The 21658-nt window shown below is 69.4% G+C and carries 19 protein-coding genes; 13 read left to right on the top strand and 6 right to left on the bottom strand.

Annotated features, from left to right (window positions below):
- The first annotated feature begins 24 nt into the window (after positions 1–24).
- Together IPN02_15495 and IPN02_15490 are read left to right on the top strand one after the other, a co-directional pair.
- Positions 25–1398: an aspartate aminotransferase family protein gene (locus IPN02_15495; GenBank protein MBK9298207.1), complete on the top strand. Its 1374-nt coding sequence runs from the start codon at positions 25–27 to the stop codon at positions 1396–1398.
- Positions 1391–1897, top strand: a complete 507-nt coding sequence (locus IPN02_15490) for an Lrp/AsnC family transcriptional regulator (protein MBK9298206.1) — start codon at positions 1391–1393, stop codon at positions 1895–1897. The genes IPN02_15495 and IPN02_15490 overlap by 8 nt, the downstream gene beginning before the upstream one ends.
- Before the next feature lie 18 nt (positions 1898–1915).
- Here IPN02_15490 and IPN02_15485 read toward each other — a convergent pair whose 3' ends face one another.
- From IPN02_15485 to IPN02_15475, 3 genes are read right to left on the bottom strand one after another with little or no spacing between them, the layout of a single operon-like run.
- Positions 1916–3298: an FAD-dependent oxidoreductase gene (locus IPN02_15485; protein ID MBK9298205.1), complete on the bottom strand. Its 1383-nt coding sequence runs from the start codon at positions 3296–3298 to the stop codon at positions 1916–1918.
- A 50-nt stretch (positions 3299–3348) separates the two neighbouring features.
- The gene (locus IPN02_15480) at positions 3349–4584 is read right to left on the bottom strand and encodes an aspartate aminotransferase family protein (GenBank protein ID MBK9298204.1); all 1236 of its coding nucleotides are present in this window, start codon (positions 4582–4584) and stop codon (positions 3349–3351) included.
- 44 nt (positions 4585–4628) lie between these two features.
- Positions 4629–6089: an HAD-IB family hydrolase gene (locus IPN02_15475; GenBank protein ID MBK9298203.1), complete on the bottom strand. Its 1461-nt coding sequence runs from the start codon at positions 6087–6089 to the stop codon at positions 4629–4631.
- 102 nt (positions 6090–6191) lie between these two features.
- On the opposite strand from IPN02_15475, the gene IPN02_15470 reads away from it, so the two are divergent.
- The 4 genes from IPN02_15470 (at position 6192) to IPN02_15455 (ending at position 11539) form a co-directional block, all read left to right on the top strand.
- A complete protein-coding gene (locus IPN02_15470) occupies positions 6192–7259 on the top strand; it encodes a matrixin family metalloprotease (protein ID MBK9298202.1) in 1068 nt (355 codons plus the stop codon).
- 576 nt (positions 7260–7835) lie between these two features.
- Positions 7836–9023 carry a hypothetical protein gene (locus IPN02_15465; protein MBK9298201.1) on the top strand — a complete coding sequence of 396 codons (1188 nt, stop codon included), beginning with the start codon at positions 7836–7838 and terminating at the stop codon, positions 9021–9023.
- Positions 9024–9309: 286 nt separating this feature from the next.
- The gene (locus IPN02_15460; protein MBK9298200.1) at positions 9310–10239 is read left to right on the top strand and encodes a LysR family transcriptional regulator; all 930 of its coding nucleotides are present in this window, start codon (positions 9310–9312) and stop codon (positions 10237–10239) included.
- Positions 10240–10261: 22 nt separating this feature from the next.
- Positions 10262–11539, top strand: a complete 1278-nt coding sequence (locus tag IPN02_15455) for a citrate synthase (protein ID MBK9298199.1) — start codon at positions 10262–10264, stop codon at positions 11537–11539.
- A gap of 12 nt (positions 11540–11551) precedes the next feature.
- Here IPN02_15455 and deoD read toward each other — a convergent pair whose 3' ends face one another.
- Entirely contained in the window at positions 11552–12316 is a 765-nt protein-coding gene (gene deoD / locus IPN02_15450; protein ID MBK9298198.1) for a purine-nucleoside phosphorylase, read from the bottom strand.
- Complete coding sequence (locus IPN02_15445) at positions 12313–13299, bottom strand: NAD(P)H-quinone oxidoreductase (GenBank protein ID MBK9298197.1); 987 nt, start codon at positions 13297–13299, stop codon at positions 12313–12315. The genes deoD and IPN02_15445 overlap by 4 nt, the downstream gene beginning before the upstream one ends.
- 443 nt (positions 13300–13742) lie before the next feature.
- On the opposite strand from IPN02_15445, the gene IPN02_15440 reads away from it, so the two are divergent.
- Positions 13743–14516 (top strand): GNAT family N-acetyltransferase, encoded by a 774-nt coding sequence (locus IPN02_15440; protein ID MBK9298196.1) that lies wholly within the window; start codon positions 13743–13745, stop codon positions 14514–14516.
- Positions 14517–14530: 14 nt separating this feature from the next.
- A complete protein-coding gene (gene rlmN, locus IPN02_15435; GenBank protein MBK9298195.1) occupies positions 14531–15613 on the top strand; it encodes a 23S rRNA (adenine(2503)-C(2))-methyltransferase RlmN in 1083 nt (360 codons plus the stop codon).
- A gap of 47 nt (positions 15614–15660) precedes the next feature.
- Here rlmN and IPN02_15430 read toward each other — a convergent pair whose 3' ends face one another.
- On the bottom strand, positions 15661–16620 hold the full coding sequence (locus IPN02_15430) for an NTP transferase domain-containing protein (GenBank protein MBK9298194.1): 960 nt from the start codon (positions 16618–16620) through the stop codon (positions 15661–15663).
- On the opposite strand from IPN02_15430, the gene IPN02_15425 reads away from it, so the two are divergent.
- The 5 genes from IPN02_15425 (at position 16619) to IPN02_15405 (ending at position 21658) form a co-directional block, all read left to right on the top strand.
- Positions 16619–17017: a hypothetical protein gene (locus IPN02_15425; GenBank protein ID MBK9298193.1), complete on the top strand. Its 399-nt coding sequence runs from the start codon at positions 16619–16621 to the stop codon at positions 17015–17017. The two genes, IPN02_15430 and IPN02_15425, sit on opposite strands and share 2 nt — an antisense overlap.
- Positions 17018–17071: 54 nt before the next feature.
- Entirely contained in the window at positions 17072–17533 is a 462-nt protein-coding gene (locus IPN02_15420; GenBank protein MBK9298192.1) for a MaoC family dehydratase, read from the top strand.
- Between the two features lie 43 nt (positions 17534–17576).
- Positions 17577–19082, top strand: coding sequence for an alpha/beta fold hydrolase (locus tag IPN02_15415; protein MBK9298191.1), 1506 nt, complete (start codon positions 17577–17579; stop codon positions 19080–19082).
- 60 nt (positions 19083–19142) lie between these two features.
- Positions 19143–20807, top strand: a complete 1665-nt coding sequence (locus IPN02_15410) for an acyl-CoA synthetase (protein ID MBK9298190.1) — start codon at positions 19143–19145, stop codon at positions 20805–20807.
- 101 nt (positions 20808–20908) lie between these two features.
- Positions 20909–21658, top strand: coding sequence for a ubiquinone/menaquinone biosynthesis methyltransferase (locus tag IPN02_15405; GenBank protein ID MBK9298189.1), 750 nt, complete (start codon positions 20909–20911; stop codon positions 21656–21658).

Below are 21658 nucleotides of genomic sequence, written 5' to 3'. Positions count from 1 at the left end.
CAACGTTGCCCGCAAAGGAGCGTCGTGTCACGTTCAGCCAGCGAACTTCAGGAATTGTCCGCCCGTCACACCTGGGGTCACTTCTCCCAGCTTGCCCCCTCCGACCCGTCGGAGATCGCCGTGATCGACCGGGGCGAGGGTTGCTACGTGTGGGACGCCAACGGCAAGCGCTACCTGGACGGCCTGGCCGGGCTGTACACGGTGAACGCAGGCCACGGGCGCTCCTCGATCGCAGCCGCCATGGCCGAGCAGGCCGAGGCCTTGGCCTACTTTCCGCTGTGGAGCTACACCCACCCGGTGGCGATCGAGTTGGCCGCCCGGCTGGCCTCCCTGGCCCCGGGTGACCTCAACCGGGCGTTCTTCACCACCGGCGGCGGCGAGGCGGTGGAGTCGGCCTGGAAATTGGCCCGGCAGTACCACGCTGCCCGGGGCGAGCCCAACCGCTACAAGGCGATCGCCCGCCAGACCGCCTACCACGGCACCACGATGGGGGCGCTGTCCCTCACGGGTGTTGCCGAGATCCGCGGCCTGTTCGAACCGCTCGTGCCCGGCGGCATCCACGTGGAGAACACCAACCGCTACCGATGCGCGTTCTGCGCCTCGGGGCCGACGTGCACCCTGCAGTGCGCCGACGACATCGAACGGGCGATCCTGCGCGAGGGTGCCGACACCGTGGCCGCCGTGTTTCTCGAACCCGTGCAGAACTCGGGTGGCTGTTTCACGCCACCGCCGGGGTACTTCCAGCGGGTGCGGGAGATCTGCGATCGTCACGGCGTGCTGCTGGTGTCCGACGAGGTGATCTGCGCCTTCGGCCGCCTCGGCGCCTACTTCGGTGCCGAGCGGGTGGGTTCGGAACCCGACATGATCACCATGGCCAAGGGTCTCACCTCCGGGTACGCGCCGCTCGGCGGCGTGATGGTGTCGGATCGGGTGGCCGAGCCGTTCCTGGAGGAGGGCTCCATGTTCATGCACGGCATCACCTTCGGTGGGCATCCGGTGAGCTGCGCCGCGGCGATGGCCAACCTGGACCTGTTCGAGGCCGAGGACCTGAACGGTCGGGTCAGGTCGCACGAGGACGAGTTTCGGGCCGCACTCGACACCCTGACCGACCTGCCGGTGGTGGGTGACGTCCGGGGCATGGGCTACTTCTATGCGATCGAGCTGGTGAAGGACCGCGACACGCGGGAGACGTTCAGTGCGGCTGAGGGCGAGCGTCTGCTGCGCAAGCTGCTCTCCCCTCGACTCTTCGAGTTGGGACTGATCTGTCGGGCGGATGATCGCGGCGACCCCGTCCTCCAGCTGTCGCCGGCGCTGGTGGCCGGCACCGACGAGTTCGATCTGATCGCGGACGTGATCCGAACCGCGCTGACCGAGTCGATGGGGGCGCTTTCTGCATGACCGACATTGCAACGTGGACGATCCGGTGAACGACAACGGCACGTCCGGTCAGGTGCAGCTCGACGAGATCGACAAGGCGATCATCCGCGAGCTCCAGTTGGACGGTCGCATGAGCTACGCCCAGCTCGGCCCTGAGGTGGGCCTGTCGCAGGCCGCCGTGCGCCAGCGGGTGCAGCGATTGACCGATTCCAAGGTGATCGAGGTGGTGGCGATCACCGACCCGCTGCGCCTGGGGTTCACACTGCAGGCCATGGTGGGGGTCCGGGCCACCGGCGACCTCAAGACCCTGGCGTCGCAGCTGGCCGAGGTTGTCGAGTTCAACTACGTCGTGGTCACCTCCGGCCGCTTCGACCTGCTGCTGGAGGTGGTGTGCACTGGACCCGCCGATCTCTTGGAGCTGCTCGACTCCCGGGTGCGCATGCTGGGTGGCGTGGTCAGCACCGAGGTGTTCACCTACCTCCACCTCGAGAAGCAGTCCTACGCCTGGGGCGCCCGGTAGCCAACCCCTCGCACCACCTCAGCTGTCGAAGCCGACCCCGGCGGCATCGAGCAGCCGAAGCCAGGGCCCGCGGCGCCCATCGTTGCGGTCGGCCTTGGCGATCGCCCGTCGGGTGAGCGTGATGCCCGCCCAGCGCACCGGTTCGGGCGGCCACGGCACCGGCGGCCGGCGCACCATGGCCAGGCGGGTGCGCTCGGTGTCGGCGCCGGCCAGCAGGTCCAGCGCCACCCTGGAGGCGAACCGGGTCGCCCCCACCCCCAGCCCGGTGTAGCCCACCGCCCAGGCCACGCGGTCGTCCCACCGCGAGCCTGCGGTGAACGCAAACCGGGTGGTCGTGCCGATCGGTCCGCCCCAGCGATGGCTGATGCGCACGCCCTCCAGCTGCGGGAAGCACCCCAGCAGCTGGGCGGCCAGCATCGACTCGGTGGGTTGGTTGGCCTCCACCGCCGGGCCGAGCTTGCCGCCGTAGTGGTAGATGGCGTCGTAGCCACCCCACAGCACCCGGTCGTCGGGGGTGAGCCGGAAGTAGTGAAACTGGTTGGCGGCGTCGCCGATGCCCTGGCGGTTGGCCCAGCCCAGCGACTGGCGCTGTGCGGCGGTGAGCGGTTCGGTCACCAGCACGTGGTCGTACACCGGCACCACATGGTGGCGGATGGCGGGCACCAGACCGGGAAACGCGTTGGTCGCCACCAGCGCCTTGCCCGCCTCCACCCGCAGCCCGTGCCCCCGCACCGCCACGCCGGCGTCGGTGCGTTCCAGCCCCTCGGCTGAGGTGTGATCCGCCAGACGTCCACCGCGCCGCACCAGCGCCGCCCGTAACCCGGCCACCAGGCGTCCAGGGTCGAGCAACCCCACGTTGTCGTGGCGCCAGATGCCACCGACGAACGTTGGCGAGGCCACCTCGGCCTGCACGGCGTCGCGGTCGAGCACGGTCACCCGCTCCCCCGCCTGTTCCAGCAGCGACACCCCGCCGAGCAGGTCCTCCAGCTGCCACGGGGCGTTGGCCACGTCCAGCTCGCCGACCGGCTCCCAGCGGGCGTCGATTTCGTGGCGTTCCAGATCGGCGAGCAGTCCCTGGAGGTTCTCGTTTCCCAGCCGGTGCAGCGTGGGGTAGTCGTCCGGCCAGTGCGACATGCCGTTGGCAGTGCCGTGGGTGATCGAGGAGTCGCAAAAGCCGCCGTTGCGCCCCGAGGCCCCATCGCCGGGGCCGGAGGCATCGATCACCAACACGTCACGGCCCGGCTCGTCGTCCAGCGCCTGATGGGCCGCCCACAGGCCGGTGAAACCAGCGCCGATGATCACCAGATCGGCCCGGTGGTGGCCCCGAAGCGGGGGCTGGGGCGGCAGCGGGACCTCCGGGCGGCTCAGCCAGAACGGTGCCAGCTCGGCGTCGGCCAGCATGGCCCTGACCGTCGCATCTCCGGGGTTGGGACCCGTCGAAGCGCCCACGGTCAGGCTTGCGCTTCGGCCAGGTCGGCCAGCGCCTTGCGGGTGGCGTCGACGATGAGGTCGAGGTCGTCGTCGCCGATCACCAACGGTGGGCAGAACGCCACGGTCGCCGCCGGGATCGGCCGGGGGATCACCCCAGCGGCCAGCATGTGGTCGCGCACCGCCGCCGGGGCCACCCCGTCGCCCAGGCCCAGCGCCCACACGCCGTCGGTCCCGCGCAGCTCGGAGGCCAGGCCCTCGTCCACGAGCGCACCGAGCGCAGGGCCGAGGCGGTCGCCGATGCGAACCGCCCGCTCGAGCAAGCCCTCATCCTCGATGATCGCCAGGTTGGCCAGCGCGGCGGCGCACACCGTGGGGTGCCCCGAGTAGGTGAAGCCGTGGCGCAGCATGCGGGTGTCGTCGGCCTCGAGCACGGCGTTGACCTTTTCGCTGGTGAGCACGCCGCCCAGCGGCAGATAGCCCGACGTGGCGCCCTTGGCGAAGCACATGAGGTCGGGGGTCACCTGGTAGCGCTGGGCTCCCCACCAGTGACCGAGCCGGCCGAAACCGCTGACCACCTCGTCGAAGATGAGCAAAGCGCCGTGCTCATCGCACAACGCCCGCAGACCCTCCAGGTAACCGGGCTGGGGCGGGTAGACGCCGGCGGCGCCCTGGAGCGGCTCAGTGATCACTGCGGCGACGCGCCCCTCGTAGGCGGCAAAGAGTTCCTTCACCTGGGCCAGGTCGTCGGCCTCGGCGTGCACGACGTCGGCCAGCAGCTCGCCCCACCCTTCGCGGTTGGCGGGCAGCCCCTGGGCGGTGGTGCCGCCGTAGCCAACCCCGTGGTAGGCCCGTTGACGAGCGATGACCACCCGTCGTTCGGGCTGATCCTGCCACGCCCAGTACAGCCGGCTGAGCTTGAGCGCGGTCTCCACCGCCCCGGAGCCCGAATCGGTGAGAAACACCCGGGTGTCCGGCATCGGCGAGCGTTTCGCCAGCGCCGCGCAGAGCCGCTCGGCGGGGTCGTTCGTGAACATCTCGAAGGTGTGAAACGCCTCCAGCGCACCCATCTGCGCGGCGACCGCCTCTGCGATCTCGAGTCGACCGTGGCCCACCTGGCAATACCACAGCGAGGCCATGGCATCGACGTAGCGGTTGCCGTCGTCGTCCCACACCGCGGCGCCCTCACCGCGCACGATGTTGACGAACTCGTCGGCGGCTGGACGAGCGAACGGGTGAAGAAACGCGGTCTTGGCCATCTCACTCCTCTCGGGTCACTTCTCAGCGCCCCATCGGTGGCGCGTCAGTCGGTGCCGGGCCGTCGTTCGGCCTCATGGTCGCCGTCGGTCTCGATCCGTCCCGAGGGATAGGTGGAGGCCAGCTCCTCCTCGCTGGGCTCGTACGCGTTGCGGGCCTCGGCGGGCAACAGGTCGACCAGCGCGTCCATGATGCGCTCGGTGTCGCGCGCAGGGGAGCGGTATTTGAGGTCGACCGGGCGGCCCACCCGCAGGCGCACCGTCGGCGGAGACAAGACGTTCCATACGTGGGGCAGCTTGGAACTGCGGGGCCAGACGTGCTCGGTGCCCCACACGCCGATGGGTATCACCGGCGCCTTGGACGCCTTGGCCAACTGGGCGGCCCCCCAGCGGCCCTTGAGCTCGGGATCGAAGAACGCCTGACCGCGCGGGATGGTGCCCTGAGGCATCAGCGCCACCACCTCCCCCGCCGCCAACGCCTCCTCGGCGGCGGCCAGCGGTTCGTCGGAGCCGCTGCCCCGCTCCACCCGGATGCCACCCATCGCCTTGGCGAACTCGCCGACCACCGGGGCGTCGAACACCTCCTTCTTTCCCAGGAAGCGCACCGGACGACCCGCTTTGGCCAAAAGGACCCCGACGGCGATCGGGTCGAAGTAGGAGCGGTGATTGCCGACGATCAGCGCCGGACCCTCCTTGGGCAACAGGTCGACCCCATCGATGTCGAAGCGCACGTAGGGGAAGAACTCGCTACGCACCAGCTGGAACAACACCTGCTGGGGCTCGACGCCGAGAAACTTGGGCACCCCGGGCGGTGCGTCCAGGTGAATCTGGGGCCACCCCTTGGCGATCGCCAGCAGCGCCAAGCGCGGGTCGGGGTTGACCGCCACCCCATGGCCGACAGCGCCGAGCAGATGCTGGTCGTAGTAGCTGTCCGAATAGGCGTAGCTGGCGTCGAGATCGACGCCGTGGTCCTCGGCCCAGTCGGCCACCGCCTCGAGCTTGCCCCGCCCCCATACGTAATGGCCGTCCACCCGGCCGGTGAACTTGCCGTCGACGGCCTCGTAGCGGGTGGCGATCACGCCGTCGAGGCCGAGCGCTTCGGCCAGCGGTTCGACCAGGTCAAACGGGGTGGTCGTCGCCATCACCATCGGACGGCCGGCCGCCCGATGCTCGTCGAAGAGTTGGTGAGCCCACGGCTGGAGGATCTCGACCAGGTGCGGGGCGGCCCACTCGGCGGCCTCGCGCACCTTGGCCCGGGGCCAGCCCTTGGTGGCCCGCACGCCCTGACGGGTGATGAACATCGCGGGCAGGGTCTCTCCGATCGTGTCGAAGATGCCAAAGACGACATCTTCGATCGCGGTGCGGCGAGGGCCCAGACCCACCCGGCGAAGCGCTTCGCCGTAGACACGGCCCGAGGCACCGCGCAGCAGCGTTCGGTCGAGGTCAAAGAACGCCGCCCCACGAGGGGCGTCGGGGGCGGGGTCGGACCGATCAGGTGTAGCAGCCATCGGTGGCAAGCTACCCGAACGGTCCGGCGTTCATTGCCCGAAGTGCTCGACGGACGGTCGGGCGAGGACCGGTGTGCAACCGCCTTCGGTAGCCTTGCCCCGGTGACCATGACCCCACCAGGAGGCGGCTGGCCCCCCGACGAGCAGTCGGCGGAGCGTATGCGGCGCCAGCGCGCACTGGCCGAACGGCTCGCCGAGCAACAACGCCTCGACGCGTACCGACGCCAAGTCCACGCCGAGTTCGGGGCGCATGCGGATGACCATGCCGGCTCGGGCCACAGGGGACAACGACGGCGCAGAACAGGTCGGCGCCAACGGCAATCGGGAAACCGGTTCGTTGCCATGCTCGCCGTCGTAGCGCTCGTCGCCGGGGTGCTCACGGCCGAGCGCTGGAGCGACTCGGGTGCGGGCGGCATCGGTTGGACCGGATCCGGCACGGTGTTCGGCCAGCGAACGACGGCGGAGGGGCGCCCCTCTCCTCCATCCGACGCCAGCGACACTCCGCTGGGCAACCCGCCGCCACGGCCACAACCCGGCGGCAGCTACGCGTTTGTGCAGATGCGACCCGACGCCCCCGATAAGCCGGTGACGTATGACCCGTGCCGCACCATCCGCTACGTCGTCAACGACGCGGCGGCCCCGCCCGGAGCCGACGTCATGCTCGCCCAGGCGATCGATGCGACGAGCGCCGCTACCGGCTTGGTGTTCGAATACTCGGGTACAACTGACGAGGCGCCGGACGTGAAGCGGGAGGCCTACCAGCCCGATCGCTACGGCGACCAATGGGCCCCGGTGGTGATCGGCTGGACAACGCCCGAACAGCAGCCGGACCTCGCTGACGCAGTCGCTGGGCAGGGTGGTAGCGCCTGGCTGGAGGTCGACGACGTCGAGGTCGACGGGCGACGCGTGACCACCGCAACCTTCGTCACCGGCGTGATCGCCCTCGATGGCCCGCAGATCGAGATGATCGCCCGCGAGAGCCCGCAGGGCGTCGCGGCCGCCCGGGCTGTGGTGCTCCACGAGTTGGGCCACGTGGTCGGGCTCCAGCACGTCAACGACCCCACCGAGCTGATGAACCCCGAGAACAGCGCCGGGGTGACCGACTTCGCCGCAGGGGATCTCCTGGGCCTCAACGAGCTGGGTCGGGGGCCCTGCACCCCCGAGATCTGAGACTCCGCGCCCCGGCTCGGCCTCAGCACACACAACCCACCCGCTCGCGCTCCGTCAGGGTGGTGAACCGCAGGTGGCCACAGAGGTGGGGCCCTCTATGCCTCGTGCAACCGCCGCTACCACATAACAGCGAGGACTCGGCACGCCGCCTGTCGGCCACGGCCAGTAATCAGGAACGTCGATGAGCCCGAGCCGACCAGGTTGAATCTTGCCGAGAGCCTCGTTCGTCACGTCAGCCAAGTGCCAGCGTGTTCCAGTGCCCCGCTGCAGGTACACGCGGTAGTGGGTGACGCCTTGGCTGGCAGGCGAGGGGACCCAGGTCACAGCGACCTCGCCGCTGCCGCCTCCTGGGGACACAGTCACGCCTGTGACCGCATCCGGCTGATCACAACACCTGATGCGGGAAACGAGACGGCTCAGACGGTCCATGTGGACAACACTATGACGCTCCAAGTCAGCACGCCCCCCGTGATTCTTCGCCATGGTTCAGGACCGGCGAGACCGACCACCCCACCCGGGCTTTGCCAGGGAGGGGCGGACGACTGACGAACCCAGCACCCCAGTAGGGTCCTGAGCGTGGTACTCCCCGATCCAGACGATCCCCGGTGGCGGGCGAACCCGACGGGTCCCTCCGGCTCCCCCGCCCCTGAGACGCAAGCGCCCGTCGAGCTCTCCGCAGAGGAGCGCCAGCGGCAGGCCGACCGCCTGCAACGCAAGCGCGCACTTCAGGAACGGCTGAACACAAGCGGTGACGAGTCGGCGCCGAGGGTCCGGGGTGCCTGGGGCACAGCCGAAGGATCGGACGACGGGCCCGACGAGAGGCTCTCGGACGAGCCGCCGGCCCGACGCCGGCCATGGCTGCGCCGGGTGGCCTTCGCCACCGCCGCAGCGCTCCTCGCGTCGGGGGCGGCCCTCCTCATCATGACGGTCTCCGCCGGCACCAACCCGCTCGAGCGACGGGGAACCGATGGGAAGGCCGCAGCGGACGGAGCCGGATCGACGCCCGCCTCCGTTGGATGGGCGGGAGGCGACGCGGTCGTTCAGCAGGCCGACCCGATCGACCTGCCGACACCTGCTCCGAACCCGGCCGGCGACCCGAAACCGCTCGGCACGCCGCCGCCGATACCCACCGAAGCAGGGAACTATCGGTTTCTTGCCCGGCAACCCACCTCCGATCAACCGGTCGCCTTCGATCCATGCCGAACGATCCGCTACCTGGTGAACGACGCCGATGCGCCGCCGGGAGGCGACAAAGTGATCGTCGACGCGCTGACGGACGTCAGCGCCGCCACCGGGCTGGTCTTCGAACCGCTGGGGCGGACCGACACCGCACTGTCGACCGTCAGCGAGACCGTCAGAGGCGCAGACGGCCGTTGGTCACCGGTTGTCATCGCTTGGACCGACCCGACCGCCGAACCACGCCTGGCCGACGACGTGGTGGGGTTCGCCGGTGGCACCCGACTCGAGGTGCAAACCCCGTCCGCCACCGACGGGACCGTGCAGCAAACGGACGTCTACGTCTCCGGTGTCATTGCGCTGGACGGGCCACAGATCGCCGGCATCCTCGACTACTCCCCAAACGGACGCGCCGAGGCCGTCGCCGTGGTGAAGCACGAGGCCGCCCACCTGGTCGGCCTCGACCACGTCGACGATCCCAGCGAGATCATGAACCCACGCGGATCCGCGCTGGTCACGGACTTCGGTCCCGGCGACCTCCGGGGCCTCAACCAACTGGGGCGAGGGCCTTGCGTCCCCGAGGCCTAAGCAAGCGACGACACCATTCGTGCGAACCATGCAGGATCGGGCAGACTTTGTCCACCCGATCCGACCCCAAAAAGAACTGAAGGGCCAGCGGGGGGGCCGGCCCTTCAGTGGGAACCGCGGTACGGGGGGACGTAACCGTCGGTTGACAGAGCCGAGGAGAAGAGGGGGGAATTTGTTCCCCTCGGCGTCTTGATATGGACACCATAAACCGGAGCAAGCAATCCGGCAAGCAGTTTAGGCAGATATCTTACATCGTAATTAGTGATAGCCGGAGTAGGGTGCCCCGGTGGACATCAAACAACTCCGGGCGGTCAGTGCCGTTGGCGCCCATCGCAGCTTCTCGGGCGCTGCACGGGCGCTCTCGACCGTGCAGTCGAACATCTCGGCGCACGTCGCCCGGCTGGAACGGGAGCTGGGCGTCACGCTGATCGAGCGGGAGACCAACGAGCTGACACCCGAGGGGCAGGTGGTGGCGGCGCGTACCCAGCGCATCGAGACCGAGCTGGAGGCCCTCGCCTCCGACCTGGCCGCCCTGCGCGACGAGGTTGTGGGACAGGTTCGCGTGGGCATGATCGGCACGACGGCCCGGTGGTTGGTGCCGCTGCTCCTCGACCACCTCTCTGTGGCCCACCCCGGCATTCACGTCACCCTGCTGGACGGCACCACGTCGGTGCTCCTGCCCCGGGTGGTCGAGGGCGACCTCGATCTGGCGGTCGTTTCCGAGTCATCCCACGACCCCGCCGTGTCGATGGTGTCGCTCTTCGACGAAGACCTGGTGCTGGTCGTGGGCGTCGACCATCCGCTGGCCGGGCGTTCGCGCGTTTCGGTGGTCGATCTCGACGGCTGGGAGGTGATCCTCGACGTGCCCGGTAGCCGTTTCCGGGCGTTACTCGACTCCCGCTGCGCCGCCGCCGGCGTCGAGTTGTTGCCCAAGGCCGAGATCGAGGGATTGCGGTTGATCGCCTCGCTGGCCTTCTCGGGCTTTGGCGCCGCCGTCCTGCCCGCATCGGCCGCCCCTTATGGCGGCAGCCAGGATTGGGTCGCCATCCCGTTCGACGACATCGCCGGACGGACGGTGGGCCTGGCCCAGCGCCGCCCGGGGATGCCATCGGCTGCGGCGCGCACCGTCGCCGAGGCGATCGTCGAGGTGGTGACCGCCTCCGCAGCCCACCAGGGCGGCATCCGCGCCCGAACATCTGGCGCAGGTGCCTCGTGACGGACGGCGCACGCTCGATACGATGGCCGACGTGACCGACTCCATCACCATCACCGACAACCGCAGCGGCGAATCCGTTGACATTCCCATCGACAAGGGTGGGGTCGCCTCCAAACCCTGGAACGACCTCATGCCCGGGGTGTGGTTCAACGACCCGTCCTTCGGAACGACCGCGTCGGCCGACTCGGAAGTGACCGAGCTCGACGGCATCAACGGCATCCTGCGCTACCGCGGCTATCCGATCGAGCAGCTCGCCGAACGCTCGTCGTATCTGGAGGTGGCCTACCTGCTGGTCAACGGCGAACTGCCCACCGCCGAGGAGTTCGAGACCTGGCGCTACGAGATCACCCACCACACCTTCATCCACGAAAACGTCCGCAAGAAGTTCCTGGAAGGGTTCCACCACGACGCCCACCCGATGGGCATTCTGGTGGCGACGGTCGCAGCACTGTCCACCTTCTACCCGGAGGCCAAGGACATCTTCGATCCCGAGGTGCGCCGCAAGCAGATCGTGCGCCTGATCGCCAAGATGCCAACCATCGCCGCCGGTGCCTTTCGCTTCAGCCGCGGCATGCCCTTCGTCTACCCGGACAACTCGCTCGACTTTTCGGCCAACTTCCTGTCGATGCTGTTCAAGACCGCCGAGCCCCGCTACGACGCCAACCCGGTGCTGGCCAAGGCGCTTGACGTGTTGTTCATCCTGCACGCCGACCACGAGCAAAACTGTTCGACCACGGCCATGCGCACCGTCGGCTCGGCCCACGCCGACCCCTACGTGGCCACCGCCGCAGCGGCGGCCGCGCTGTACGGGCCCCGTCACGGCGGCGCCAACGAGGCGGTGCTGCGCATGCTCGAGCGCATCGGCTCGATCGACAACGTCCCCGAGTTCATCAAGCGGGTCAAGGAAGGCGAAGAGCGCCTGATGGGCTTCGGCCACCGGGTCTATAAGAACTTCGACCCACGGGCCACGATCATTAAGCGCACCGCGTACGAGGTGTTCGACGTCACCGGCAAGAGCCCGCTGCTCGACATCGCCCTGAAGCTCGAGGAGGTGGCGCTGGCCGACAACTACTTCGTCGACCGCAAGCTCTACCCCAACGTCGACTTCTACTCGGGCCTGATCTATCAGGCGATGGACTTTCCGATGGACATGTTCACCGTGCTCTTCGCCATCCCCCGCACCGCCGGCTGGCTGGCGCACTACAGCGAGCTGCTCGATCAGGATCAGCGCATCATCCGGCCCCGCCAGGTGTACATCGGCGCCGACGCACGCGACTACGTCCCCTTCTCGATCCGCTGACCGAACGGCTCCCTACCGGAGGGCCGCCCCGGCGATCGCGTCGAGGGCGGCCACCGCCATGGTGGAGAACCCCACCTGACGTTCCTCCGGGCTGAGGTGGGTGTCGTCGCCCAGGTGGTCCGACACCGTCATGATCGCTGCCGCCGCCACCCCTTCGGTGGCGGCGACGCCGAAGAGCCCGGCCGCTTCCATCTCGACCGCCAGATGGCCGGTCGCCCCCAAGCGCTGCATCTCCTCGGGTGGCTGCCCGTAGAAGGTGTCGGAGGTGAACACGCGTCCCACCCGCACGCTTGGGCCCGGGCCGTCACTGCCCCGTCCGCCCGCCGGGTCGGCAGCGGCAACCGCCGCCTCGGCGGCCTCGACCACGGCGCAGGTGAGGCGGAAGTCGGGCGTGGCGGCAAAGTCGTACCCCGCCACCAGGCGGCGGTTGACGCCGGAGTCGGTCGAGGCGCCCGAGACGACGATCACATCCCGCAGGGCGACGTCATCGCTCAGGGCGCCACACGAGCCGATCCGCACGAGGTTCTCGACCTCGTAGTGGCGGACGAGCTCGGTGGCATAGATCGATATCGACGGCACGCCCATGCCGGTGCCCATCACCGACACCTCGGAGCCCTCCCAGGTGCCGGTGTAACCGAGGATCCCTCGGATCGAGGTGACCTCGACGGCGCCGCTCAACAGCTCGTTGGCAACCCAGCGGGCCCGCAGCGGATCCCCCGGGAGCAGAACCGACGGGGCGAACGCCCCGTCGGGGGCGGCGATGTGCGGGGTGCTCACCGGCCGGCCCCGACCGTGATCAGCACCTTGCCCACGTTGGCGTTGGCCTCCATGTGCTCGTGCGCAACTGCGATGTCGTCCATCGCAAACGTCGTGTCGATCACCGGGCGGAGCTCCCCGCTGTCGAACAGGGGCAGCAGCTCGAGGGCCACCCGCTGGGCGAGCGCAGCCTTCTCCTCGGCGGGACGGGAGCGCAGCACCGTGCCGATCAGGGCGACGCGCTTCATCATGAGCGCCCCGAGGTTGATCTCACCGCTGCCGCCCGCCATCGTGCCCACCTGAACGATCCGGGCGCCGGTGCCGGCCACCTTGAGGTTGGCGGCCAGCGTGTCGGCACCGACGACGTCGAGCACGGTGTGCACGCCGCCGGCGCCGGTGGCCTCCTTGGCCCGAGCGACCGGATCGTCGTTGCGGTAGTCGACGACCACGTCGGCCCCCAGGTCGTGACAGGCGGCCAGCTTGTGCTCCGAGGCGGTGGCGATCACCCGAGCGCCGATCGCTTTGGCGATCTGGATGGCGGCGGTGCCCACGCCCGAGGCGCCGGCGTGGATGAACGCCCAGCGACCGGAGGTGAGCCCGCCCTGGACAATCAAGGCGTCGAAGGCGGTGAGAAAGGCCTCGGGAATCGCCGCCGCGTCGGGCAGGCCGACCGCCTCGGGCACCGCCATCACCTGACGTTCGTCGACCGCGATCTGCTCGGCGTAGGCGCCACCGCCGACGATTCCCATCACGGCGTCCCCGACCGACCAGCGCTCGACCCGCTCGCCCACCGCAGCGATCGTGCCGGCGTACTCCATGCCCGGGATCTCGACCGCCATCGGCGGGCCGGGGTACAGGCCGCGCCGCTGCAACAGGTCGGCCCGGTTGAGGGCGGTGGCGGCGACATCGACGATCACCTCGGTCGGCCCGGGCGATGGGTCCGGCACCTCCTCGATCGCCAGCACTTCGGGGCCACCATGGGTTCTCAGCACGACTGCACGCATGGCGGCGATGCTAGGACGTCGGGGGCGGCCGCCTGCCGCCGCGCGAGCAGGTACCTGCGCAGTGTCTGCCAAACCCTGTGCCAAAAAGAGACTGGAGCCCCCGAGGGGGCTCCAGTGAGCGCAACGGGTGGCGGGATCCCGATGACGCCATGTGGCCAGGCGGCGGAGCCTGGCCAAGCCCGGAAGCTAGTGACGTTACGATTTGATGTCCATTTCACTCCGGCGTCGAGCCCGCACGGAGAGTGACCAAAAGTGAGCAGATGGCGAACTACCAGCGCCTCCCTAGGTCGATTTATCGCGGTCTTTCTAGGTTCGCCAACATTTTGACCACCAAACGTGAGGTTGACCATAGTTGTGTCTTGCGTCACATTTACAGGAATGTCACGTACGGCATCGGACGCCGGCGGGCGGCGCGTTCCACATTCCCCGCCTAACCTGGAGTGGTGAGTTCCCCGATCCGCCACTGCGAGAACGACGACGCCGGTGCCCGGCTGACCTACGAGGCGATCGATTTCGATGATGCGGCGCAACGGGACTGGCTTGTGGCCGACCTGCGCCGCGCAGCCGACGACCCCGGCACCGAACGACCACAATGGTGGATCGAGGCGCCCGACCACGCCGCCGACGACGTCGCAGCGGCCGCCGGTTGGGAGCGGGTCCGCTCGCTGGTGCAGCTGCGCCGCCCACTCCCTCTTGACCCACCGCCCCAGGTCACGGGCCTCAGGACCTTCGACGCCGATCGCGACATCGATGCCTGGCTGGCGCTCAACAACGAGGCGTTCGCCTGGCATCCCGACCAGGGTTATCAGAACCGCGCCGGCCTGGCGATCGAGCTGGCGGCGCCCTGGGTCGACCTCGAGGGGTTTTTTGTCGTCGATGCCGGCCAGGCCGACGGCACCGCTGCCGGGGATAACCCCGAGTCTGGTGTCACCGGTGGCCTCGATGGCTTCTGCTGGACCAAGTTTCACCCTGCCGACGGCGACGACCCGTCGTTGGGTGAGGTGTATGTGATCGCCACCGCTGCCCATGCCAGGGGGCGGGGCCTGGGGCGGGCCCTCGTCGAGGTGGGCATGGATCACCAGCATCGGGTGCGCGGCGCCGAGGTGGCCATGCTGTGGACCGAGGCCGACAACGAGGCGGCGCTCGGCCTGTACGAGGCGATGGGCTACGCCATCCACCACACCAACGTCGCCTACGCACCGGTCGACGACCGATGAGCGCCCGAAACCCGATGAGCCCCCGAAGCAGCGCCGTCGGCCCCTACGACCTCGACCGAGACGGCATCGCCGACTGGCTCGCTGCGGGATCGGAGCGGCGCGGGAACGCGCCGTCGTACCGGGTCGATCAGCTCTGGGACGGGCTCTACGCGCAGGGAGGACCGCCGGAGAACTGGACCAACCTGCCCAAGGCGCTGCGCCAACGCTTCGCCGAGGAACTGCCGCCCGCCCTCACCGAGGTGCGCCGCAGCACCGGAGACGGGGGCGACACAGTGAAGTGGTTGTGGGCGCTGCATGACGGAGCCACGATCGAAACCGTCCTGATGGTCTACGACGACCGGGCGACGGTGTGCGTCTCCAGCCAGGCGGGCTGCGCCATGGCCTGTGGGTTCTGCGCCACCGGCCAGGATGGCTTCACCCGCCACCTCAGCGTCGGCGAGATCGTCGAGCAGGTGATGGTGGCCCGGCACGTTTCACCTCGGCGCGTCTCCAACGTCGTCTTCATGGGGATGGGGGAACCGCTGGCCAACTACGGCCCGACCGTCGCGACGCTCCGGCGGCTGCGCGACGACGTCGGGCTGTCGGCGCGCCACCTGACCGTGTCGACGGTCGGCATGGTGCCCGCCATCCGGCGGTTGGCCGCCGAGGAACTGCCGGTCGGCCTGGCGATCTCGGTCCACGCCGCCACCGATGCGCTGCGCGACGAGCTGGTGCCGATCAACCGCCGCCACAACCTCGAATCGCTCGTCGATGCCGCCATCGACTGGCGTGAGCAGACCGGGCGCCGCGTGAGCTTCGAATGGGCGCTGATCGACGGCGTCAACGACACGCCCGAGCAGCTCGATGCGCTGATCGAGCTGGCCGACCAGGCCCGAGCCCACGTCAATTTCATCCCGCTCAACCCAACCCCGGGCTGGCCGACCAAGGGCACGCCCCCGGCCGGGGTTCGTTTCGCGCGCGAGCGCCTGGCCCGGGCGGGCATCACCGTCACCGTGCGCGACACCCGGGGCGACGACATCGACGCCGCCTGCGGCCAGCTGGCCTCGCGCACCCGGGATGAATCCGCGGTCGCCATCGCTGCGCCCCACCGACGCTGAGCTCCCCGCCGTCGCTGAGCGGCCGTCCGACGCTGGTCTAGGCAGGTCTATTCAGCGTGCCCGGCCACCGTCGGGACGGGGCGCGCCAGCACGGTTCGGCCGGCGGTCGTGCGGATCGCCCCATCGAGCACCTCGCCCTCGATCACCTCGGCCCCGCTCCACAACACGCTACGGGTGAGCCCTACCGGCGACGGCGCGGCGATCGGTTGGCCCTCCATGGAGGTGAGCCCGCCCGCCACGGCAAGGTTGGCCGCCAGGTAGCGCTGCGGGGTGCCGCAATCGAACACCCGGGTATCGACCGACAGGCTGTGAAGGGCACCGGACGTCTCAGCATGGCGCCAGAGGTGGCCGAACAGCCCGGAGGGCGTGGCGGGCAGCCCGACGATCGACTCCCACGGGGTGATCGAGGCCACCACGTCCACACCGGGGCGAAATGCGCCCGGGCCGCCGTAGGCAACCAGGGGGCGCTCGCCGTCCCAGGCGGCGACAACCTGGGCCAGGTTGGCGTCGGTGAGGGTGTCGGCGTTGACCGCCAGCACACCGCGTCCATCGAGAAAACCCGCCAGCGAGCCGAGGGCACCTGCCGTGCCCAGCGCCTCCGGGCCTTCGATCGAGGCCCACAGGTCGGCTTCCGGGCCGAGCGCAGCGGGCCCCCGGACCGGCAAGGTGCCGATTCGCGTCACCTCCGGACCGGTGGGCAACTCGGGCGGACGCGACGCAAAGGAACGCCAGAAGTCGGCCGGCGGCCCGCCTCCACCCGCTCGACCGCCGCACGCCCACTCCAGCCACGCCAGCATCACGGCCGAATGGTGATGCACGTTGACGACGACCTCATCGACCACGCCGACCAGCGAGTCGAGCGCCCACCCGAGCAGGGGGCGGCCACCGACCGGGCACAGCACCTTCGGGCGCTCCAGCGTCAACGGCCACAGCCGCCGGCCCGCCCCGGCGGCCAGCGCCACCCCGACCAGGTCGGACCGGGCAGCAACTGCAACACTGTCGCCCATGTCAGGACGCCGCTGGTTCAATTCGTCACTCCCCCAGACGCTTCAGATCGCCAACATTCTGCTCTACCTCGACGCCTTCTTTCTGCTCATCAACATTCTGGGCGGCAGAAGGGGCCTCGGGGGGATCACCCTGATCCTGCTCGCAGCCTCGGTGGCGGCCTACGTGCTCGGCGGCTTAGGCCTGGCCAACGAGGAGAAGCGGGGCTATCCCGTCGCCGTCGTCGCGGCGTTCTCGCCGTTCATCCTGCGCGCCTACCTGTCGTTCCAAGTGGGTGTCCTCGAGCTCGGCTTCATCCTCGGCTTCAACCAGCCGCTGTCCCTACTCTTCGAGGTCGCCCTGATCGGGCTGCTGTTGCACACCCAATCGAAGAGCTACGTCAAGACCTGGTTTCACTGAGGGCTCGCCCGTCGGCTTCCAGCCCGGTCGCCACCGCGTGGCAGACTCTCGGCCATGGCTACCGAAGTACACGGCATCGCAGGACTCAAGGAACTCGTCGGGCAGCACTTGGGCTACTCCGACTATCTGGAGATCACCCAGGAGCGCGTCAACACGTTTGCCGACGCCACCGGCGACCACCAGTGGATCCACGTCGATCCCGAGCGGGCGGCCAAGGAGAGCCCCTTCGGCGGGGCGATCGCCCACGGCTACCTGACGCTGTCGCTCGGACCGGTGCTCATGCCGAGCATCATGTCCGTCTCGGGCATCAAGATGGGCGTCAACTACGGCGCCGGCAAGGTGCGATTCCCCTCCCCCGTGCCCGTCGGCTCCAACCTGCGGCTCGGAGCGAAGCTCGACTCGGTCGAGGACCTGCCCAACAACGGCGCCCAGGTGACGATGACCTTCACCTTCGAGGTCGAGGACGCGCCCAAGCCCAGCTGCGTCGCCGAGATCATCTTCCGCTACTACGAGTAATGCCCTCCAGCCGGTTGGCACAGCGTTGCCCAGGGCGCAGCCGGTGACGACGCCTTGGCGCGCGACGACGGTGCGTCGCAGCGTGAGGCTGGCGCTGATCGCCCTGGCGACAACGATTGCGTCTCTGGCGGGGGCGTGCTCGCCCGGCCTCGACACCGGCGCGCCAACCAGGCCGACCGCTCCGCCCCCGACCGCCTATCCGACCCCGGAGGACGACCCGCTGGGCGGGTTCACCCCCGAGCCGCCCGACTGGGAGGACTGCGGCGTCCTCGAGTGCGCCGCTGTGCAAGTTCCCCTCGACTGGGACGACCTCGACGGCGCCAAACTTGAGCTGGCGATCGCCCGACGCCCGGCGGAAGGCGACCCGCGTGGGTCGGTACTCGTCAACCCGGGCGGACCGGGCGGGTCCGGGATCGAGTTGCTCGACTACGTCTTCCTCGCCGACCCCTTCGACGGGTTACGGGACCATTTCGACATCGTCGGCTGGGACCCGCGTGGCACCAACGGCAGCGAGGCGGTCGACTGCGACGCACCGGTCGACGACTTTCGGGCGCTCGACCCCTCCCCGGATGACGCCAAGGAGGCCGACGAACTCGTCGACGCTGCGACGGAGATCGCCCAGGACTGCGAGCGCGCCGCAAGCGACCGGCTGGCCCACATCTCCACCGACGACACCGTCAAGGACATGGAGGCCATCCGCCGAGCGCTGGGCGACGAGCGCATGAGCTTCTACGGCTTCAGCTACGGGACCGCACTGGGCGCGTTCTACGCCGACCAGTTTCCCGACCGGGTGCGGGCGATCGTCCTCGACGGGGTGGTCGACCCCGGCGCCGACCTCGAGACCTACCTGACCGCCCAGGCCCGCGGCTTCGACCGGGCACTCGACGCCATGTTCGAAGCTTGCGGCGACGCCTGTCCCGACGGCGGAGTCGCCGAGCTGTACGACCGACTGGCCGACCGGGTGGAGCGGTCGCCGATCGGGTCGGGCAGCGACACGCTGGGACCGGCCGAGCTGGCGACCGCCGCCATCTCGGCCACCTACTCACCCGATGGCGGCCCGGCGTTCGCCGACGCCCTCCAGCAGGCCGACGACGGCGACCCGACGGCGCTTCTGTCGTTGGCTGCGCAGTACTACAGCACCGACTACACCCCGTACCTGGCGATCGAGTGCATCGATCAGGCGCACCCGATGGGCGATGCCGAGTGGGCCGCCTTCGTCGAACGCCTCGAGGGCATCTCCCCGCGCCTGGGCGGCAGCATCGGTAACGAGCTGCTGCCGTGCGCCAACTGGCCCGTCGCCCCGGTCGAACCGCGCCCGTTTCCCTCGGCCGGTGGATCCAACCCGATCCTGGTCATCGGCAACACCGGCGATGCCGCCACCCCCTTCAGCCAGGCGGAAGCCATGGCCGAAGGACTGGACAACGCCGTGCTCCTCACCCACGAGGGAACCGGGCACACCAGCTACGGCAACCCGTGCGTCGACGAGATCAGCGCCGCCTACCTGACCGACCTCACGCTGCCCGACGACGACACGATCTGCCGGGACTGACCGGCCGCCCAGCACCCCCATTAGGCTGCCCCGTTCATTCGCCACACCAGGGGAGCATGCATGTCGACTGGCCACCTCCAGAGCAACGTCGCCGAGGTCTTTGAGTCACTGGCGGACGCCATTGGAGACCGCGAGGCCATCGTGTTTCGCGATCGTCGCCTCACCTACGACCAGGTGCGGGAGCGCTGCCATCGGCTGGCCAATGTCCTTGCGGACGCCGGGCTCGGCGCACACACCCCCCGCACCGAGCTGGCCAACCACCAGATCGGGCAGGACACCGTCGGCCTGTACCTGCACAACGGCAACGAATACCTGGAGGGCATGCTCGGCGGTTACATGGCCCGCACGGCACCGTTCAACGTCAACTACCGGTACGTGGCCGAGGAACTGGTGTACCTGCTCACCGACAGCGGCGCCTCCGCGATCATCTACCACTCGGCCTTTGCCCCCACCCTCGCCGAGGTGCTGCCCCAACTGCCGAAGGCAAAATTGCTCCTTCAGGTTGCCGATGATTCGGGCAACGAACTGTTGGATGGCGCACGTTGGTACGAGGAGGCGCTCGCCTCCGCCTCGCCAGACCTCGACCCGGACCTTCGGGCATCATGGTCGCCCGACGACCTGTACCTGCTCTACACCGGGGGCACCACCGGCATGCCCAAGGGCGTCATGTGGCGCCAGGCCGACATCCACGCTGCGTCGCTCGGCGGCCGGCCCTTCGGCAGCCCGGACGAGTGGGAGTCGATCGAGGCCCTCGTCGCCGCCGCCACCACCGCCAACCCGGTCAAGACCGTCCCCGCCCCGCCCTTCATGCACGGGGCCGCGCACTGGGCAGCCTTCACCAGCTTCTCCAACGGCGGCACGGTGATCGTTCCCGACGTCGTCGACCGCTTCGATGCCCCATCGGTCGTCGACCTGATCGCCCGGGAGGAGGCCAACGTGTTGCTGTTGGTCGGCGACTCCTTCGCCCGCCCGCTGCTCGACGCCATCGACGCGACCGACGCCGAGCTGACCTCCCTGTTCGTGTTGACCTCCGGCGGCGCCATCCTGTCCACGCCGGTCAAGCAACGGCTGCTGGAGCGGCTGCCCAACATCATGTTGATCGACGGGCTGGGCTCGTCGGAGACCGGCACCCAGGCCGGTCAGGTGTCGAGCGCCGGCGGTGATGTCTCCGCCGGGCGCTTCACCCCCCACGTCGGCATGGTCGTGCTCGATGAGTCGATGACGCGGGTGCTGCAACCCGGCGATGACGAGATGGGCTGGCTGGGCCAGCGCAACCGCGTGCCCCTCGGCTACCTCGGCGATGAGGCCAAGACCGCCGACACGTTCCCCGAGATCGACGGCGAGCGCTTCGCCGTGCCGGGCGACCGCTGCCGCATCCTGGCCGACGGCACCCTTGAGCTGTACGGGCGGGACTCGGTGACGATCAACTCCGGCGGCGAGAAGATCTTCGCGGAGGAGGTCGAGCAGGCGATCGCCGCCCACCCGGCGGTCATCGACGTCGTCGTGTGCGGCCGCCCCTCGGAACGTTGGGGATCCGAGGTGGTCGCCGTCGTCCGCATCGATGAGACCGACGCAGTGACCGAGGATGAGCTGCTCGCCGAGGCGGCCAAGCACGTCGCCCGCTACAAACTGCCCAAGGCGATCGTGCGGCGCGACGAGATCGTCCGCTCCCCCGCCGGCAAGGCCGACTACCGCTGGGCCAAAGCGCAAGCCACCGACGACTGAGCGCAAGCCACCGACGACTGAGCGCAAGCCACCGAGGGCTGAACCAGGCACCCGACAGCGGGGGTTCGCCCATCACCGCGACGCGTCGTAGCCTCGCCACGGTGTCCCCCTCACCCACCCCCGGCTCACCGTCCAACCGTGCGGAGCTGATCCCCCGGCCCGACCAACCGTTGCCCACCGGCGACGCCAAGGTGGAAGCGGTCCGGGCGATGTTCGACACGATCGCCCCCAACTACGACAAAGTGAACCGCATCATGACCGGGCGACTCGACGTCCGCTGGCGCCGCACGACCGTCGACGCCCTGGGCCTGGCCCCCACGTCGATCATCGCCGACCTGGCAGCCGGCACCGGTGACCTGGTCTACGAGCTTCAGGATCACGGCATGTCGGCGATCGGCGTCGACCTGTCGATGGGCATGCTCGCCGCCGCACCGCGACCCTTCCCCCGCCTGCAGGGCGATGCGCTGTCGTTGCCCTTTCCCGACGGCTCGCTCGACGGGGTGACGTGCGGCTTTGCGCTGCGCAACTTCGAGTCGCTGCCGCGGTTTTTCGCCGAGCTGGCGCGGGTGCTGCGCCCCGGCGGACGCATCGGGCTGCTCGAGGTCGGCCAGCCCGCCAACCCGGTGCTCAAAGCCGGGTTCGACCTGTACTTCGGCAAGGTGGTGCCCAAGATCGGCGCCCGGTTCTCCGATGCGCGCGCCTACGCCTACCTGCCCCGCTCGGTCGACTATCTGCCGCCACCGACCGAGACCCTTCGCCTGATCGGCGGTGCCGGCTTCGACCGGTCCCATCATCGCCAGCTGACCGGTGGCCTCGCCCAGCTGTTCACGGCCACGCTGCGACGGAGCTGA

The organism is Candidatus Microthrix subdominans, assembly GCA_016719385.1.
GTDB classification, from domain to species: domain Bacteria; phylum Actinomycetota; class Acidimicrobiia; order Acidimicrobiales; family Microtrichaceae; genus Microthrix; species Microthrix subdominans.
This window is presented reverse-complemented; position numbering and strand designations above follow the sequence as displayed.

Excerpts from the sequence above, each read along its gene's own strand:
- IPN02_15445 (MBK9298197.1), bottom strand. The coding sequence starts at position 13,299 with ATGCGTGCAGTCGTGCTGAGAACCCATGGTGGCCCCGAAGTGCTGGCG.
- IPN02_15480 (MBK9298204.1), bottom strand. The coding sequence starts at position 4,584 with ATGGCCAAGACCGCGTTTCTTCACCCGTTCGCTCGTCCAGCCGCCGAC.
- IPN02_15485 (MBK9298205.1), bottom strand. The coding sequence starts at position 3,298 with ATGCTGGCCGACGCCGAGCTGGCACCGTTCTGGCTGAGCCGCCCGGAG.
- IPN02_15455 (MBK9298199.1), top strand. The coding sequence starts at position 10,262 with ATGGCCGACGTGACCGACTCCATCACCATCACCGACAACCGCAGCGGC.
- IPN02_15410 (MBK9298190.1), top strand. The coding sequence starts at position 19,143 with ATGTCGACTGGCCACCTCCAGAGCAACGTCGCCGAGGTCTTTGAGTCA.
- IPN02_15420 (MBK9298192.1), top strand. The coding sequence starts at position 17,072 with ATGGCTACCGAAGTACACGGCATCGCAGGACTCAAGGAACTCGTCGGG.
- IPN02_15430 (MBK9298194.1), bottom strand. The coding sequence starts at position 16,620 with ATGGGCGACAGTGTTGCAGTTGCTGCCCGGTCCGACCTGGTCGGGGTG.
- rlmN (MBK9298195.1), top strand. The coding sequence starts at position 14,531 with ATGAGCCCCCGAAGCAGCGCCGTCGGCCCCTACGACCTCGACCGAGAC.
- IPN02_15425 (MBK9298193.1), top strand. The coding sequence starts at position 16,619 with ATGTCAGGACGCCGCTGGTTCAATTCGTCACTCCCCCAGACGCTTCAG.
- IPN02_15475 (MBK9298203.1), bottom strand. The coding sequence starts at position 6,089 with ATGGCTGCTACACCTGATCGGTCCGACCCCGCCCCCGACGCCCCTCGT.